Below are 15,096 nucleotides of genomic sequence, written 5' to 3' on the forward strand. Positions count from 1 at the left end.
TGGATATCCTGCCCTTACTTAAATTGTTTGAGGAAACGTAAATCATTTTCAAAGAAGGCACGCAGATCGGTCACGCCGTAGCGCAACATGGTCAGACGCTCCATGCCCATACCAAAGGCGAAACCGGAGTAGACTTCCGGATCGATGCCGACATTACGCAGCACGTTAGGGTGAACCATGCCGCAACCCAGCACTTCCAGCCACTTGCCGTTTTTACCCATGACGTCTACTTCTGCTGATGGCTCAGTAAACGGGAAATAGGAAGGACGGAAACGAATCTGCAGATCTTCTTCGAAGAAGTTGTTCAGGAAATCGTGCAGCGTGCCTTTCAGGTTGGTAAAGCTGATATTTTTATCCACAATCAGCCCTTCCATCTGATGGAACATCGGGGTATGGGTCTGATCGTAATCGTTACGGTAGACGCGGCCCGGCGCAATAATGCGAATCGGCGGCTGCTGAGCCTTCATGGTACGGATCTGCACGCCGGACGTCTGGGTACGCAGCAGGCGCGTGGCGTCAAACCAGAAGGTGTCGTGATCGGCACGGGCCGGGTGATGGGCAGGAATATTCAGCGCATCGAAGTTATGATAATCATCTTCAATTTCTGGCCCGGTTACGACGCCAAAGCCTAACTCACCAAAGAAGGTCTCAATGCGATCCATGGTGCGGGTCACCGGATGCAGGCCGCCATTCTCAATGCGACGACCTGGCAGAGAGACATCAATAGTCTCTTCAGCCAGACGGGCATTCAGCACCGCAGCTTCCAGGGCATCTTTGCGCGCATTCAGACGCTCGGTGACCTGCTGCTTCGCTTCATTGATTACCGCACCCGCTGCCGGGCGCTCTTCGGCTGGCAGCTCGCGTAACGTAGTCATCTGCAGTGTCAGATGTCCTTTCTTACCCAGGTATTCGACGCGCACCGCGTCAAGGGCGGCGATATCCGTCGCCCCGTCGATGGCCGCCGTGGCGCTGGCCACCAGTTCTGCGAGTTGGGACATAGTTTCCTCTTTTTCCAGTCAGGCTGGTCAGTTCTCGTTGGGACCTGCCGGTCCAATATGCTAGCGCCAGAAACAAAAAAGCCTCCACGAGGGAGGCTTTTAGCGCGATTTTTCGTTTCTTTTCTTATGCGCAAAAGCCCCTGGATGTCAGGCGCTAAAGTAAAAAAAGAAACGGAAAATAGCAGCGTTCATGCTTGCGGTTACCTTGTCATGCGATACAGGGGGTCTATTGAAATGCTCAGCGCCGGAAATGTCAATCTTTTGCGTAAGTTACAGGCAATAAAAAAGGGAGCAAGCTCCCTTTTCCATCTGACTTACGCCAGGGCTGATTTCGCTTTTTCGACCAGTGCAGAGAATGCCACTTTATCGAATACCGCGATGTCGGCCAGGATCTTACGGTCAATCTCAATGGCTGCTTTTTTCAGACCATTGATGAAACGGCTGTAAGACATGCCGTTCTGACGAGCCGCTGCGTTGATACGCGCGATCCACAGCTGACGGAACTGACGCTTACGTTGACGACGGTCACGGTAAGCATACTGACCAGCTTTGATAACAGCCTGGAAGGCAACGCGGTAAACACGTGAACGTGCACCGTAATAGCCTTTAGCTTGTTTTAAGATTTTTTTGTGACGTGCGCGAGCAACTACACCACGTTTTACACGAGCCATTTAGCTCTCCTGTTTAATATTCTGATTTAATGAAAAAATTACTTATGCGTACGGCAGGCAGGCAATTACCAGACCCAGATCGCCTTTTGACACCATGCCTTTAGGGCGCAGGTGACGTTTACGCTTAGTAGATTTTTTGGTCAGAATATGACGCAGGTTTGCGTGTTTACGCTTGAAGCCGCCAGAAGCGGTCTTGCGGAAGCGCTTAGCCGCACCACGTACAGTTTTAATCTTTGGCATTTTAAAAATATCCACTTCGCATTGTTAATAACATGACCCAGACAGGCGAACACTTAACCGCACAGCGCGAACGCTGCGCGGTTAGTGTTACTTGAAAGCCTACTGTTTCTTCTTAGGAGCGAGCACCATGATCATCTGGCGGCCTTCGATCTTCGAAGGGAAGGATTCGACAATGGCCAAATCCAGATCTTCACACAGGTCTTTACGGACGCGGTTAAGCACTTCCATACCGATCTGCTGGTGCGCCATCTCACGACCGCGGAAACGCAGCGTGATTTTGGCTTTATCGCCTTCTTCCAGAAAGCGAATCAGGTTGCGTAGTTTGACCTGATAGTCGCCATCATCGGTTCCAGGACGGAATTTGATTTCCTTAACCTGAATAACTTTTTGCTTCTTCTTCTGTTCCTTAGAAGATTTGCTTTTTTCATAGAGGAACTTGCCGTAATCCATGATGCGGCAGACCGGCGGTTCGGCATTCGGGCTGATTTCGACTAAGTCGCCGCCCGCTTCCTCGGCTTTTTCCAAAGCTTCGCGTAATGTGACAATGCCAATCGGCTCGCCATCCATGCCTGTTAAGCGCACTTCAGTTGCGCGGATTTCACTGTTGATTTTGTTCGGACGCGTCGGTAGTACTCGTTTTCCGCCTTTAATACTTTATTCCTCCAATTGTTGAAGATTTCGGCTGCGAATCTCTTGTTGAAGTTTCTCAACAAACACATCGACATCCATCGACCCAAGGTCTTTACCACGGCGGGTGCGAACGGCAACTTTGCCAGATTCCACCTCTTTATCACCGCAGACCAACATATAAGGGACGCGACGTAATGTGTGCTCGCGAATTTTAAAGCCTATCTTCTCATTTCTCAAGTCTGCCTTCACACGAATGCCAGCATTCTGCAGCTTACGCGTCAAAGACTCAACATATTCTGCTTGTCCGTCGGTAATATTCATTACCACGACTTGCAGCGGTGCCAGCCAGGTTGGGAAGAAACCGGCGAATTCTTCGGTCAGAATACCGATGAAACGCTCCATTGACCCCAGAATCGCACGGTGAATCATCACTGGCGTCTGACGATCATTGTTTTCACCCACGTAGGTTGCTTCAAGGCGTTTTGGCAGGGAGAAGTCTAGCTGAACTGTTCCGCACTGCCAGGCGCGATCAAGACAATCGTACAAAGTAAACTCAATTTTAGGACCGTAGAACGCGCCTTCGCCTGGCTGGAACTCAAACTCAATATTGTTTTCGTTCAGCGCCGCAGCCAGATCTTCCTCGGCACGATCCCACATCTCATCCGTACCGATGCGCTTCTCAGGACGGGTGGATAACTTCACCACAATCTTTTCAAAACCGAAGGTGCTGTACATGTCATAAACCATGCGGATACAGCTGTTCACTTCGTCACGCACCTGCTCTTCAGTACAGAAGACGTGTGCATCATCCTGGGTAAAGCCACGAACACGCATCAGGCCGTGCAGTGCGCCTGAGGGTTCATTACGGTGACAGCTGCCGAACTCTGCCATACGCAGCGGCAGGTCACGGTAGGATTTCAGACCCTGATTAAAGATCTGAACATGCCCAGGACAGTTCATCGGTTTGATGCAATATTCACGGTTCTCAGATGAGGTGGTGAACATTGCTTCTTTATAGTTTTCCCAGTGCCCGGTTTTTTCCCACAGGACGCGATCCATCATGAATGGACCTTTAACTTCCTGGTACTGGTACTCTTTTAACTTGCTGCGGACAAACACTTCCAGCTCGCGGAAGATGGTCCAGCCGTCATTATGCCAGAAGACCATGCCTGGTGCTTCTTCCTGCATGTGATAGAGATCCAGCTGCTTACCAATCTTACGATGGTCACGCTTCGCCGCCTCTTCCAGACGCTGCAGATAGGCTGCCAGCTGCTTTTTGTCTGCCCATGCGGTGCCATAAATACGCTGCAGCATTTTGTTGTTGCTGTCGCCGCGCCAGTAGGCACCGGAGATCTTCTGCAGTTTAAAATGATGGCAGAACCGCATGTTCGGCACGTGCGGACCGCGGCACATGTCGACATATTCTTCGTGATGATACAGGCCAGGCTTATCGTCATGGCTGATGTTTTCATCAAGAATGGTGGTCTTGTAAATTTCGCCGCGCGCCGCAAAGACGTCGCGAGCTTCCTGCCAGCTGACCTTCTTCTTCACCACATCGTAGTTGGTTTCAGCCAACTGATGCATGCGTTTTTCCAGCAGGTCGATATCTTCCTGGGTCAGGGTACGATCGATGTCGACATCATAATAGAAGCCGTTATCAATGACCGGGCCAATCGCCATTTTGGTATCCGGCCACAGCTGTTTAATCGCATGCCCTAACAGGTGCGCACAGGAGTGACGGATGATTTCCAGACCCGCTTCATCTTTAGCGGTAATGATCGCTACGGCGGCATCTTCAGTGATGGGATCAACAGCATCAACCAGTTCACCGTTAACACGGCCAGCGATACAGGCTTTCGCCAGCCCAGGACCGATGTCCAGCGCAATATCCATCACACTGACAGGGCGGTCAAACACGCGCTGGCTGCCATCAGGAAGCGTAATTACAGGCATTTCATATCCTTATTTGCAGTGGTAAGCCACACGAAAGCCTACATGCAACGTAATGTAAAATTAGTGACCCGGCGTGATATCAGACCCACATTGTCGGAATGTCGCCAGGATTTCAGTGCGGGGCCGATGATAGCAGTTTTCCCCGGCGAGAAAAACCCATGCCTTTTTCGCTAAGCCCTGGAGAAATCAAAAAAAAGCGGCCTGACACACTGTCAGGCCGCTGTGAATGCTGCTGCAAAAATGCGCTTACATAGCGTAAGAGAGCATGATTGAGGTTTTGGTATCGGTGCGATCAGGCGCAGATTCCGCCGGATTGTTGTTCCAGCTGACGTTGTAAGCCAGCTTCAGCGCGAAGTGGCTGTTGATCGCCACCTGCAGACCAGTTTCGGAGTTCACCGTGGTGTCTTCTCCAAAGCTGCTCAGCACTGACACGCCCTGAATAAATTTAGTGGTGTCGGTCAGCTGCCACTGATAGCTGACTGCGCCATAGCCCAGCGCTTTGGTCTGATGACCACCCGCGTGATAATCGTCATAACGTACACCCGGACCCAATTCCGCACGCAGCGAGTGCACCGGTCCATTCAGAATCTGACGACCGTAACCGGCTGTCAGCACGTCGCGTGAATCGTAGCCATTGAAACGATCGCTTAACCAGCTCGCCTGTCCAAACAGGTAGTCATACGAGTTGAGGTTGTAACGTGAACGACCACCGATGTTGTAAGTTTCAGAAGAGCGCTCATCGTTTGACGAGGTGTTGGCTGCGTTACCCCACAAGCTGTAAGCCATAGATGACTGATACCAGGTCATATTGGTCTGAGCCGTCATTGATGAACTGGTGGTGTTACCGGTTTGCGCCAGATATCCCGCAGCAGCAGAACCTTCAAACGGCTTTTTAGCTGTTGAAGGGTCATCCATTGACGTAAATACGGCGTTATCGGCCATTGCCTGGTGACAAAAAGCTCCGGCGGAGAGCAAAAGAACAGCAGACAGCTTGTTATAGGCTTTCATTAAATGTGATCCGTGCGACTGTTTAAAAAACGGAGAGTCTGAAGCGTTTTGCCGGGCATTCAATGCAATTTACGGTAAGTTTTGTAAAAAATTATTAACTTACACAAAATGCCTGGAATCGCCCTGACAACCCCTGTTAATTGGGACTCATCTTATTAACGTGGCGCATTATAGTGCTGCCCAAATGAAAAGCCAGACGCAACGGCAGAAGATTTTTACGTTATGCTGCTGGCTCCTGACACGAATTTACGCTATGCATCACGTCACACACACGGCATCTCCTTCATAATTCGCCTGATTTTTCACCATGGTCTACGCTCAGTTCAGTTTCCCTTCCCCGGAGGTGCCTCATGAGCAACACCTTAACCCGCTATATCGTGACCTTTCATTATCAGGAGTCGGGCTTAAGTGACATCCTGGAGCTGACCAGCGCAATGACCGCCGCAGGTTTCACGACCACGATGACAGATGACGACGGCCATCCGCATGAACTCGGTACGAACAGCTATGGCATCGTCAGCACGCTGGAGGCTGAGGATCTGCGGCAGCAGGTCACTGCGGCCGGTGAAAGCGCGCTGGGTCAGGAACCCGAGGTGACCGTCACGACCTTCGAAGAGTATCTGCGCGATGCTGCCGATCATCGCCCTGCCACCTCAGCGCCAGAATAAAGGGTGCAATTGCGCGGTTTTTGGTGAATATTTACGCAATACAATCGAACTTACGCAGCGAATAACGAGGATAGCCCAATGTGGTCAGCCATTAGTCGTCTGTTAAGCGAGCAGTTAGGCAACGCCGAAATCATTCAACGTCACGCCCTCGCGGGGGGTGATATCCATCCCACCTGGCAGATCCGCTACGGTGATCACGACGTCTTCGTCAAAAGTAACAGCCGCGATATGCTGTCGCTCTTTACCTGGGAAGCAGACCAGCTGGATTTGCTGGCGCGCACCGGCACGGTTCGGGTGCCTAAAGTCTATGGTGTGGGTCATCATCGCGAGGAGAGCTTTCTGCTGCTGGAATATATCAGGCCACAGCCGCTTGATGAGCAGAGTGCATATCAGCTCGGTCAGCAACTGGCGCATCTGCATCAGTGGAGCGAGCAGACGCAGTTCGGCCTCGATTTCGACAATAACATCACCACGACGCCCCAACCCAATAGCTGGCTGCGCCGCTGGTCGGTTTTTTTTGCTGAACAGCGCATTGGCTGGCAGCTGCAACTGGCAGCGGAAAAGGGAATTCAGTACGGGGATACAGAGCTGATCGTTGCCTGCGTGCAGCGGGTGCTCGCGTCACATCATCCGCAGCCGTCGCTGTTGCATGGCGACCTCTGGCCGGCTAACTGCGCCAGCAGTGAGAGTGGCCCCTGGCTGTTCGATCCTGCCTGTTACTGGGGCGACCGTGAGTGCGATTTAGCTATGCTGAGCTGGTACCCTGACCTGCCTCGCCAGATTTACGACGGTTATCAGGCGGTGTGGCCGTTACCGGATGGTTTTTCGCAGCGTCTGCCGGTCTACCAGCTCTACTATCTGCTCAACCGGGCTAACGTCTTTGGCGGGCACTGGCCAGGCGATGCACAGTTCGCCATTGGCCAGTTGCTGGATGAGGATGCGCTGGGCGCCAGTCAGGCCAGACCGGCCTGACAAAGCTCGCGGTCAGATAAAGCCCAGCAGCGACAGCGCAAAATAACCGGCTATCGCAATCACCACCGGCAGGACATAGAGCGGGAAGATCTGCAGGAAGATGGTGTGGCGAGGTACGCGCACCTTCTCTTCCAGTTGCTGACGGCTACGCCCTTCACTGCCTTTTGCCTGCTCCAGAATCATCTGATCCTCAATGCCTTCTTTGACGTGACGCGCCTGACGTCCCATCCGCGCGCCTGACGACTCCAGCGCCAGCCCGACAAAAATCAGAATGTAGATTAGCCAGAAACCCAGGTTCATCTGACCGTTAAATTCCGGTACCGGCGAGTTATGCCAGAAGACATTCAGGAATGGCGTGTTAAAGCGCAGCATATCGACGATGACGTGGACGAAATCGAGCATGACGGCATCAATGCCTGGCTGCTTTTCGCTATGCTTAAACATAAAGCTCAATACAGAAATAATGGTCGACAGCAGCGCCACTAAAAAGAGCACCCAGCCTGCCACTCGCTTGAGGATGGCGATACGGCCAGCCTGTTGATAGGTCATAATATCTCCTGAACCCGGAATCCAATTTGCCGTCAGTTTACCTGCCAACGGTGAAATTTCCCAAATAAAGCGTGGCCTGTCGGGCAGAGCGTGCGCCAGCAAAGAATGATGTTAAGGTAAAGCTGACTTTAAAAGGAGACCCCCTGATGCCTTATCACCGCCCTGTCCTTGCCGCCCTGTTTGATATGGATGGCTTACTGATCGATTCTGAGCCTCTGTGGGATCAGGCTGAGCTGGATATCTTTTCAACGCTGGATGTTGACCTGTCACGTCGCAGTGAAATGCCCGATACCCTGGGTCTGCGCATCGATCAGACTGTACGGATGTGGTACGAAACACTGCCCTGGCATGGCCCCTCTCAGCAGGAGGTCACTGAGCGGATTATTACGCGCGCCATGACGCTGGTGGATCAGACGCGGCCACTGCTGCCGGGCGTGGAAACGGCGCTGCAACTGTGCCGGGAACAGGGGCTGAAAATCGGCCTTGCCTCCGCATCACCGCTAAAGATGCTGGAACAGGTGCTGGAGATCTTCAATCTGCGCCCTTATTTCGACGTACTGGCTTCAGCAGAAGCGCTGCCCTACAGCAAGCCCCATCCGCAGGTCTATCTCAACGCCGCCGCCAGCCTTGCGATCGATCCGCTCAACTGCGTCACGCTGGAAGATTCGTTTAACGGCATGATCGCCACCAAAGCAGCGCGAATGCGATCGATTGTGGTGCCCGCCGCTGAACACCGTGACGATCCCCGCTGGACGCTGGCGGATGTCCGGCTGGACAATCTGACCCAGCTTAGCCTGCAGCATCTGCAGGGATAATATCAGCCCGCTTATGGCGGGCTTTTTATTGCCTGTTGCACCTGTCACTTGATCTGACCCGCAAAAAATAAAACAACGTTTCATTTTTATTGAATTCCCATCCCGCTCTGCCTAAGATGCCAAAAGCGTCCCCGTTTGGGGCATGAATAACCTGACCTGCAGAGAGGCCTGAGATGGACGTTCGTCAAAGCATTCACAGCGATCACGCTAAGCAACTCGACACTGAAGCACTGCGCCGCGAGTTCCTGATTGAGAAGATATTTACTGCCGATGATTACACCCTGACCTACAGCCATATCGACCGCATCATTATTGGCGGCGTCATGCCGGTGAATAATCCGGTCACTATCGGTGATGAGATGGGAAAACAGCTGGGCGTCGCTTATTTTCTTGAACGCCGCGAGCTGGGTATGATCAATATTGGCGGCCCGGGTCTGGTAGAAGTTGACGGTAAAGCGTGGGAAATCGGTCACGAAGAGGCACTTTACATCGGCAAAGGTGCGCGCAACCTGCTGTTCCGCAGCCTGAACCCGGCACAGCCGGCCAAATTCTATTACAACAGTGCGCCAGCACACAGCACCTTCCCGGACAAGAAGATCACGCTGCAGGAAGCGGCCACCGCGACGCTGGGTGATGCCGCGACCTCCAATCGCCGCACCATTAACAAATTTATCGTGCCGGATGTGTTGCCCACCTGCCAGCTCACCATGGGCTTAACCAAACTGGATGAAGGCAGCCTGTGGAACACCATGCCCTGCCACACCCACGAACGCCGCATGGAAGTCTATTTCTACTTCGATATGAGCGAAGAGTGCGCTGTCTTCCACATGATGGGGCAACCGCAGCAAACCCGCCATCTGCTGGTACACAACGAGCAGGCGGTGATCTCACCCAGCTGGTCAATTCACGCCGGTGTCGGCACCCAGCGTTACACCTTTATCTGGGGCATGGTGGGTGAGAATCAGGTCTTTGATGACATGGACCACGTCAAAATCAGTGAACTGCGCTGAGCAGAGGAGAAATACCATGGTACTGAGTACGTTTAACCTGGAAGGTAAAGTCGCGCTGGTGACCGGCTGTAACACCGGTTTAGGGCAAGGTATGGCGCTGGGTCTGGCCCAGGCGGGTTGTGATATCGTCGGCGTTAACCGTGATGGCCCGGATGATACCCAAAGTAAAGTGGAGGCGCTGGGTCGCCGGTTCTGGCCGGTGCAGGCCGATCTGATGCAGACCAGCGTGGTGGCCTCAGTGGTTGAACAGGCGCTGGCCGCTGCCGGTAAAATTGACATTCTGGTCAACAATGCCGGCATTATCCGCCGTGAGGACGCACTGAATTTCAGCGAGCAGGACTGGGATGACGTGATGAACCTTAACAGCAAGAGCCTGTTTTTCCTGTCGCAGCAGGTTGCCCGTCAGTTTATCGCGCAGGGTAATGGCGGCAAGATCATCAATATCGCCTCCATGCTCTCCTTCCAGGGCGGTATCCGGGTGCCCTCTTATACGGCGTCGAAAAGTGCCGTGATGGGACTGACCCGTCTGATGGCGAACGAGTGGGCAAAACATGGCATTAACGTCAATGCCATCGCTCCCGGTTACATGGCCACCAACAATACGGAACAGCTTCGTAATGATGAGTCGCGCAGTGAAGAGATTCTGGGGCGTATTCCGGCAGGCCGCTGGGGCGTGCCGGATGACATGATGGGCCCGGTAGTCTTCCTGGCCTCTTCCGCGTCTGACTACGTGAATGGCTACACCCTGGCGGTGGATGGCGGCTGGCTGGCGCGTTAACCTTACTGGCGGACAGGGTTTCATCGCTGTCCGCCTTGTTAATAATATTCATGCTTCGTTACAGCGTCACATGTTCTCATTTACTGGATAAATCCCTATACTGGATGCATCGACAGTTTTCTTTGCAACCAGGTTCTATCATGACGGGCGAAGGCCACATCATTTTTGCCATTGCCAGCGCTATCTTTGCGAAGCGTGCTGAGCTGACACCAGTGCTGGCGCAGGCCGACTGGTGGCATCTTGTTCCCTCAGCGCTGCTGACATGTCTGTTGCCCGATATCGATCACCCTAAATCTCTGCTGGGACAGCGACTGCGCTGGCTCTCTCATCCTATTGCGCGCGCGTTCGGCCATCGCGGCTTTACCCACAGTTTGCTGGCGATAGCCGCCGGTTTATGGCTTTTTCAGATAAACCTGCCCCAGTCGTCGCCGATACCGCCTGATGTCCTGCAGGGTCTGACGCTGGGCTACCTTAGCCATATTGTGGCCGATATGCTGACGCCTGCCGGGGTTCCGCTGCTGTGGCCCTGCCGCTGGCGTTTCCGGCTGCCGATTCTGCGCAGCCAGAAAGGCAACCAGCTTGAGCGGGCATTGTGCCTGGGACTGGTGGGATATGCGCTCTGGTTTCCGGTGGGCATGCCATCTTTTGGTGCAAACGGCTGGCCGTCACAGCTGTTCGATACGCTACAAAATGGCGTCGGACGGTTGATTTCCAGTCATACTGCACAATAAATCAGCACAAAACGCCTTTAAGTTATAAACCATGCCATTTGGATATAAGGCACCCTCTTCGCCTGCTGTTACCATTCCTGCTGTCTTAATTCGTGATTAACATTATGCGGCCTTTCCAGAGCGAAAGGCCGCATTACTCTGGAGTTTCAGTATGGACCTTCCTCTTACGCTTAATATCGTAGCCTTTGTGGTGCTGCTGGTATTGCTCTCTCGCTTCAGCCGTCAGAACTGGAGCCTGTCGAAAAAAGTGCTGACCGGTCTGGTAATCGGCGTACTGTTCGGCCTGGTTTTGCAGTTGATCTACGGCGAAAACAGCGCAGTGGTCAAAGAGTCTATCAGCTGGTTTAACATCGTCGGTAATGGCTATGTCCAGTTGCTGCAGATGGTCGTAATGCCGCTGGTGTTCGTTTCCATTCTGAGTGCGGTCGCCCGTCTGCATAACGCCTCGTCGCTGGGAAAAATCAGCGTACTGACGATTGGCGTACTGCTGTTTACCACCGCGATCTCGGCGCTGGTCGGCGTCTTCGTGACCGGCCTGTTTGGCCTGAGCGCAGAAGGTCTGGTTCAGGGCGTGCAGGAGACTGCGCGTCTCAGTGCGATTCAGAGCAACTATGTCGGCAAAGTGGCTGACCTGACCGTGCCGCAACTGGTGCTCTCCTTTATCCCGAAAAACCCGTTTGCCGATTTGACCGGAGCCAGTCCGACCTCGATTATCAGCGTCGTTATCTTCGCCGCCTTCCTGGGTGTAGCTGCACTGCAGTTGCTGAAAGATGATGAAGTTAAAGGTCAGCGCGTGCTGGTCGCGATCGATACGCTGCAGTCGTGGGTCATGAAGCTGGTGCGTTTAGTGATGAAGCTGACACCTTATGGTGTGCTGGCGCTGATGACCAAAGTGGTTGCCGGTTCTAACCTGCAGGACATCATCAAGCTGGGCAGCTTTGTGGTCGCCTCTTACCTCGGTCTGGCCATCATGTTTGGTGTCCACGCCCTGCTGCTGTCGGTAAATGGTATCAACCCGATGCGCTTCTTCCGTAAAGTGTGGCCGGTTATTACCTTCGCCTTTACCAGCCGCTCCAGCGCAGCCAGCATTCCGCTGAGCGTGGAAACCCAGACCCGTCGTCTTGGCGTGCCTGAGTCGATTGCCAGCTTCGCGGCCTCTTTTGGTGCCACTATCGGCCAGAACGGCTGTGCCGGTCTCTATCCAACTATGCTGGCAGTGATGGTTGCGCCAACCGTCGGGATCAACCCGTTTGACCCACTGTGGATTGCGACGCTGGTCGGGATCGTGACGCTGAGCTCAGCAGGCGTTGCCGGTGTCGGCGGTGGTGCAACCTTCGCGGCGCTGATTGTCCTGCCTGCGATGGGCCTGCCGGTCACCCTGGTGGCGCTGCTGATCTCCATTGAGCCGCTGATCGATATGGGTCGTACAGCCCTGAACGTCAACGGTTCCATGACCGCCGGTTCTCTCACCAGTCGCTGGTTAGGTATGACCGATAAGCGTGTCCTGGAAAGCGACGACAACGCCGAACTGGCGCACCGCTAATCTGCTTTGAACCTGGCGCGCCCGCGCCAGGTTATTCCCGCCCTTCTTCTCCATAATCTCCCCCATTAATGGCAACGCCGTTAAGAAAGCGTTAAGCATGGTAAACAGGCGAAAAATCGCCGCTTTAGTGCTTGTCTTTGCCGGGTAAAAAGCGAATTCTGCATCCAGTCTTATGAGGAGAACACCTGATGAAAAAGATAATCGCCTCGCTTCTGACGCTGACGCTTTTGACACCCGCTCTGGCTTTCGCTCATCCTGGCGACTGGGGCCCGCCGGGTGGATGGGATCGCCATGGCGGCCACGGGCCACACTGGGGCGGACCCGGGCCGGTGCGCTTTTTGCCTGAAGCCGCAACCGCGGTGCTGATAGGCGGACTGACTTACTATCTGCTCAACGGCAATTATTATCAGCGTCACGGCGATGAGTATGTGGTGGCAGAGCCGCCTGCAGAGTCGCGGGTCAGCAGTGAAATGCGGGTACTCGACTTTAACGGCAAACGCTTCTATGTGCAGGCTGGCCACTTCTACCAGCGGCAGATAGATGGCGATTATGTTGAGGTGCCGCGCCCGGCAGGTTTGTAGTCAGTGCCACAACGAAAAACGGCCCGTCATGATGACGGGCCGTTTACTATTCAGGGGTGCTAAGAGTTACTGCTGAACCTGCGGATCGGTGTCATATTCCGCACAGCTCTGGAAGCCGTAGTTCATGACACGGCCGGTGTCGCTATAGCTCACGAAGTAAGTCTGAGCTTTACCGTCGCGCTGACCCAGTACATAAGTCTGGCAGGTGCCGCGCGCGTGAACCATGGTGATTTCAGTCGAAGGCGTACCGGCGATCTGACGAACCTGATCACGGGTCATACCCTTTTTAACATCCTTTACCACTGGCTTAGTCACGTAGCTTTCCGCACGATCGTAAGTCGTACAACCAGACAGTGCAGCCAGCGTCAGCGCCGCAGCGATACATCCCATCACTTTATTCATCTTGTTGTTCCTCATTTATTGTCCATGTGGAAACAAGCCTGGAACATAAATGCTGATTTATCAAGTTTATGACGAACAATTAGTGGCCTGTCAAATGTCAGGATTTCGTAAAGAAGGCTGTTTTGCTGTCAACGCAGACGTATACTGCCCGGCAAAACAGGCACCCGATAGCGCCCCGTTTTCAGAGACCGCACCGTCATCCGCGCAGACGCAGATCGGCGTGAATGTCGCGTTACCGGACGCTGTTTTTCGCAGCCTTACCCGCTTTCTGTTTACCCCATCGCTGACAATCCCGAGGATAAATGACCCCTGTACACTCCAATCGCCTGGTTTATGCCATTACGCTGGGCCTGCTGGCCGCGCTGGGCCCGCTCTGCATCGACCTCTATCTGCCTGCACTACCACAAATGGCCCAGGACCTGCATACCGAAACCGCTACCGCGCAGCTGAGTCTGACCGCTGGCCTGTTAGGTCTCGGCTTTGGCCAGCTGCTCTTTGGCCCGATGAGCGATAAGTTCGGCCGCCTGCGCCCGCTGACCCTGTCACTGGTGTTGCTGTTTATCGCCTCAATGGGCTGTGCGCTGGCGCAGGATATTAACCAGTTGCTGCTGGCGCGGCTGTTCGAAGGGTTAGCAGGTGCGGGCGGTGCGGTGCTGTCACGGGCGATTGCACGCGATATGTACAGTGGCCACGAGCTGACGCGATTCTTCGCTCTGCTGATGCTGGTCAACGGTCTGGCACCGATCGGCGCACCGGTATTAGGCGGCGTGCTGATGACGATTTTAAACTGGCGCGGCATCTTCATGGTGCTGGGCGGCATTGCCATTCTGCTGATCCTGCTGGCGCGCTGGAAGCTGCATGAAACCCTGCCTGACGCACGCCGCAGTAAAGGATCAATATTCTCCGCCTACGCGGCATTGGGTCAGGTGATTACCCATCGCCCCTTCATGGGCTTCTGCCTGACCCAGGGATTTATGATGTCCGGCATGTTCGCCTACATCGGTGCCTCGCCGTTCGTGCTGCAGCAACTCTATGGTCTTTCGCCCCAGGCCTTTAGCTTCTGCTTTGCGGCCAACGGGTTTGGCCTGGTGATTGCTTCACAGACCAGCGCCCGCCTCTGTCCATTGTGGGGCGAATATCGGGTGCTGAAAGGCGGACTGACGCTGGCCTTTGTCGCCTCCAGTCTGCTGCTGCTGGCCGCGTTGCTGCATGCTCCCTTAGCGCTGCTGCTGGTGGCACTGTTCTTTACCATTGCCAGTAACGGCGTTATCGCTACCACCGCCTCGTCCCTGGCGATGCAGAGTCAGGGCCATCGCGCTGGCAGCGCCTCTGCAGTGATAGGCGTTACGATGTTCACGCTGGGTGCGATTACCGTGCCGATTACCGGCATCGGCGGCACCTCGGTGCTGAGCATGTGCGCCACCATTTTTGGCTGCTTTATGACGGCGATTCTGATGTTTAACGTGCTGGCGAAAAAACCGCTGCCGCAGGTAAAAACTCACTGATTTCGCAACGTTTCACGGCAATCAGTTACCGCTTTGGCTTGT

Annotated in this window: 18 protein-coding genes and 1 other annotated feature; of the genes, 9 read left to right on the forward strand and 9 right to left on the reverse strand. The window is 54.0% G+C overall.

What is annotated here, in order from left to right:
* Window positions 1–14 precede the first annotated feature (14 nt).
* The 7 genes from pheS to OK412_RS09575 form a co-directional block, all read right to left on the reverse strand.
* Window positions 15–998: a phenylalanine--tRNA ligase subunit alpha gene (pheS, locus tag OK412_RS09545; RefSeq protein ID WP_010245680.1), complete on the reverse strand. Its 984-nt coding sequence runs from the start codon at window positions 996–998 to the stop codon at window positions 15–17.
* Between the two features lie 71 nt (window positions 999–1,069).
* Window positions 1,070–1,195: a sequence feature (Phe leader region), on the reverse strand.
* The gene (gene pheM, locus OK412_RS09550; protein ID WP_106120997.1) at window positions 1,146–1,190 is read right to left on the reverse strand and encodes a pheST operon leader peptide PheM; all 45 of its coding nucleotides are present in this window, start codon (window positions 1,188–1,190) and stop codon (window positions 1,146–1,148) included. It overlaps the preceding feature by 45 nt.
* Window positions 1,196–1,312: 117 nt before the next feature.
* Window positions 1,313–1,669, reverse strand: a complete 357-nt coding sequence (gene rplT, locus OK412_RS09555) for a 50S ribosomal protein L20 (protein WP_003853267.1) — start codon at window positions 1,667–1,669, stop codon at window positions 1,313–1,315.
* A gap of 42 nt (window positions 1,670–1,711) precedes the next feature.
* Window positions 1,712–1,909: a 50S ribosomal protein L35 gene (gene rpmI, locus OK412_RS09560; protein ID WP_010245683.1), complete on the reverse strand. Its 198-nt coding sequence runs from the start codon at window positions 1,907–1,909 to the stop codon at window positions 1,712–1,714.
* 99 nt (window positions 1,910–2,008) lie between these two features.
* Complete coding sequence (infC, locus tag OK412_RS09565; protein ID WP_029519030.1) at window positions 2,009–2,560, reverse strand: translation initiation factor IF-3; 552 nt, start codon at window positions 2,558–2,560, stop codon at window positions 2,009–2,011.
* Window positions 2,561–2,563: 3 nt separating this feature from the next.
* The gene (gene thrS, locus OK412_RS09570) at window positions 2,564–4,492 is read right to left on the reverse strand and encodes a threonine--tRNA ligase (RefSeq protein ID WP_010245687.1); all 1,929 of its coding nucleotides are present in this window, start codon (window positions 4,490–4,492) and stop codon (window positions 2,564–2,566) included.
* 246 nt (window positions 4,493–4,738) lie between these two features.
* Window positions 4,739–5,500: a YdiY family protein gene (locus OK412_RS09575; protein ID WP_010245689.1), complete on the reverse strand. Its 762-nt coding sequence runs from the start codon at window positions 5,498–5,500 to the stop codon at window positions 4,739–4,741.
* A gap of 350 nt (window positions 5,501–5,850) precedes the next feature.
* Between OK412_RS09575 and ghoS the strand changes: the two genes are divergently transcribed.
* Complete coding sequence (ghoS, locus tag OK412_RS09580) at window positions 5,851–6,168, forward strand: type V toxin-antitoxin system endoribonuclease antitoxin GhoS (protein WP_010245691.1); 318 nt, start codon at window positions 5,851–5,853, stop codon at window positions 6,166–6,168.
* Window positions 6,169–6,246: 78 nt separating this feature from the next.
* On the forward strand, window positions 6,247–7,140 hold the full coding sequence (locus OK412_RS09585; protein WP_050679949.1) for a fructosamine kinase family protein: 894 nt from the start codon (window positions 6,247–6,249) through the stop codon (window positions 7,138–7,140).
* A 12-nt stretch (window positions 7,141–7,152) separates the two neighbouring features.
* On the opposite strand, the gene OK412_RS09590 is transcribed toward OK412_RS09585, so the two are convergent.
* Window positions 7,153–7,689, reverse strand: coding sequence for a YniB family protein (locus tag OK412_RS09590; RefSeq protein WP_010245694.1), 537 nt, complete (start codon window positions 7,687–7,689; stop codon window positions 7,153–7,155).
* 146 nt (window positions 7,690–7,835) lie between these two features.
* Between OK412_RS09590 and hxpB the strand changes: the two genes are divergently transcribed.
* From hxpB to OK412_RS09620, 6 genes are all read left to right on the forward strand, one after another.
* Window positions 7,836–8,504 (forward strand): hexitol phosphatase HxpB, encoded by a 669-nt coding sequence (gene hxpB / locus OK412_RS09595; protein ID WP_010670023.1) that lies wholly within the window; start codon window positions 7,836–7,838, stop codon window positions 8,502–8,504.
* Window positions 8,505–8,677: 173 nt separating this feature from the next.
* Window positions 8,678–9,514 (forward strand): 5-dehydro-4-deoxy-D-glucuronate isomerase, encoded by an 837-nt coding sequence (kduI, locus tag OK412_RS09600; protein WP_010245701.1) that lies wholly within the window; start codon window positions 8,678–8,680, stop codon window positions 9,512–9,514.
* Window positions 9,515–9,530: 16 nt separating this feature from the next.
* Window positions 9,531–10,292 carry a 2-dehydro-3-deoxy-D-gluconate 5-dehydrogenase KduD gene (kduD, locus tag OK412_RS09605; RefSeq protein ID WP_010245706.1) on the forward strand — a complete coding sequence of 254 codons (762 nt, stop codon included), beginning with the start codon at window positions 9,531–9,533 and terminating at the stop codon, window positions 10,290–10,292.
* A 140-nt stretch (window positions 10,293–10,432) separates the two neighbouring features.
* Complete coding sequence (locus tag OK412_RS09610; RefSeq protein WP_010245708.1) at window positions 10,433–11,023, forward strand: metal-dependent hydrolase; 591 nt, start codon at window positions 10,433–10,435, stop codon at window positions 11,021–11,023.
* A gap of 151 nt (window positions 11,024–11,174) precedes the next feature.
* Window positions 11,175–12,566 (forward strand): L-cystine transporter, encoded by a 1,392-nt coding sequence (locus OK412_RS09615; RefSeq protein ID WP_010245712.1) that lies wholly within the window; start codon window positions 11,175–11,177, stop codon window positions 12,564–12,566.
* A gap of 188 nt (window positions 12,567–12,754) precedes the next feature.
* Window positions 12,755–13,147 carry a DUF6515 family protein gene (locus tag OK412_RS09620; protein ID WP_033757987.1) on the forward strand — a complete coding sequence of 131 codons (393 nt, stop codon included), beginning with the start codon at window positions 12,755–12,757 and terminating at the stop codon, window positions 13,145–13,147.
* 66 nt (window positions 13,148–13,213) lie between these two features.
* Here OK412_RS09620 and osmE read toward each other — a convergent pair whose 3' ends face one another.
* Window positions 13,214–13,549 (reverse strand): osmotically-inducible lipoprotein OsmE, encoded by a 336-nt coding sequence (osmE, locus tag OK412_RS09625; RefSeq protein WP_264353110.1) that lies wholly within the window; start codon window positions 13,547–13,549, stop codon window positions 13,214–13,216.
* 302 nt (window positions 13,550–13,851) lie between these two features.
* Between osmE and OK412_RS09630 the strand changes: the two genes are divergently transcribed.
* On the forward strand, window positions 13,852–15,054 hold the full coding sequence (locus OK412_RS09630) for a multidrug effflux MFS transporter (RefSeq protein WP_264353111.1): 1,203 nt from the start codon (window positions 13,852–13,854) through the stop codon (window positions 15,052–15,054).
* Window positions 15,055–15,096: the final 42 nt, after the last annotated feature.

The organism is Pantoea sp. JV6 (assembly GCF_025910055.1).
In the GTDB taxonomy this organism is placed as follows: domain Bacteria; phylum Pseudomonadota; class Gammaproteobacteria; order Enterobacterales; family Enterobacteriaceae; genus Pantoea; species Pantoea agglomerans.

Coding starts and splice junctions, on each gene's coding strand:
- osmE (WP_264353110.1), bottom strand. CDS start 13,549: ATGAATAAAGTGATGGGATGTATCGCTGCGGCGCTGACGCTGGCTGCA.
- ghoS (WP_010245691.1), top strand. CDS start 5,851: ATGAGCAACACCTTAACCCGCTATATCGTGACCTTTCATTATCAGGAG.
- OK412_RS09585 (WP_050679949.1), top strand. CDS start 6,247: ATGTGGTCAGCCATTAGTCGTCTGTTAAGCGAGCAGTTAGGCAACGCC.
- thrS (WP_010245687.1), bottom strand. CDS start 4,492: ATGCCTGTAATTACGCTTCCTGATGGCAGCCAGCGCGTGTTTGACCGC.
- rpmI (WP_010245683.1), bottom strand. CDS start 1,909: ATGCCAAAGATTAAAACTGTACGTGGTGCGGCTAAGCGCTTCCGCAAG.
- kduD (WP_010245706.1), top strand. CDS start 9,531: ATGGTACTGAGTACGTTTAACCTGGAAGGTAAAGTCGCGCTGGTGACC.
- OK412_RS09620 (WP_033757987.1), top strand. CDS start 12,755: ATGAAAAAGATAATCGCCTCGCTTCTGACGCTGACGCTTTTGACACCC.
- OK412_RS09610 (WP_010245708.1), top strand. CDS start 10,433: ATGACGGGCGAAGGCCACATCATTTTTGCCATTGCCAGCGCTATCTTT.
- kduI (WP_010245701.1), top strand. CDS start 8,678: ATGGACGTTCGTCAAAGCATTCACAGCGATCACGCTAAGCAACTCGAC.
- OK412_RS09575 (WP_010245689.1), bottom strand. CDS start 5,500: ATGAAAGCCTATAACAAGCTGTCTGCTGTTCTTTTGCTCTCCGCCGGA.
- hxpB (WP_010670023.1), top strand. CDS start 7,836: ATGCCTTATCACCGCCCTGTCCTTGCCGCCCTGTTTGATATGGATGGC.
- OK412_RS09615 (WP_010245712.1), top strand. CDS start 11,175: ATGGACCTTCCTCTTACGCTTAATATCGTAGCCTTTGTGGTGCTGCTG.
- rplT (WP_003853267.1), bottom strand. CDS start 1,669: ATGGCTCGTGTAAAACGTGGTGTAGTTGCTCGCGCACGTCACAAAAAA.
- pheS (WP_010245680.1), bottom strand. CDS start 998: ATGTCCCAACTCGCAGAACTGGTGGCCAGCGCCACGGCGGCCATCGAC.
- OK412_RS09590 (WP_010245694.1), bottom strand. CDS start 7,689: ATGACCTATCAACAGGCTGGCCGTATCGCCATCCTCAAGCGAGTGGCA.
- OK412_RS09630 (WP_264353111.1), top strand. CDS start 13,852: ATGACCCCTGTACACTCCAATCGCCTGGTTTATGCCATTACGCTGGGC.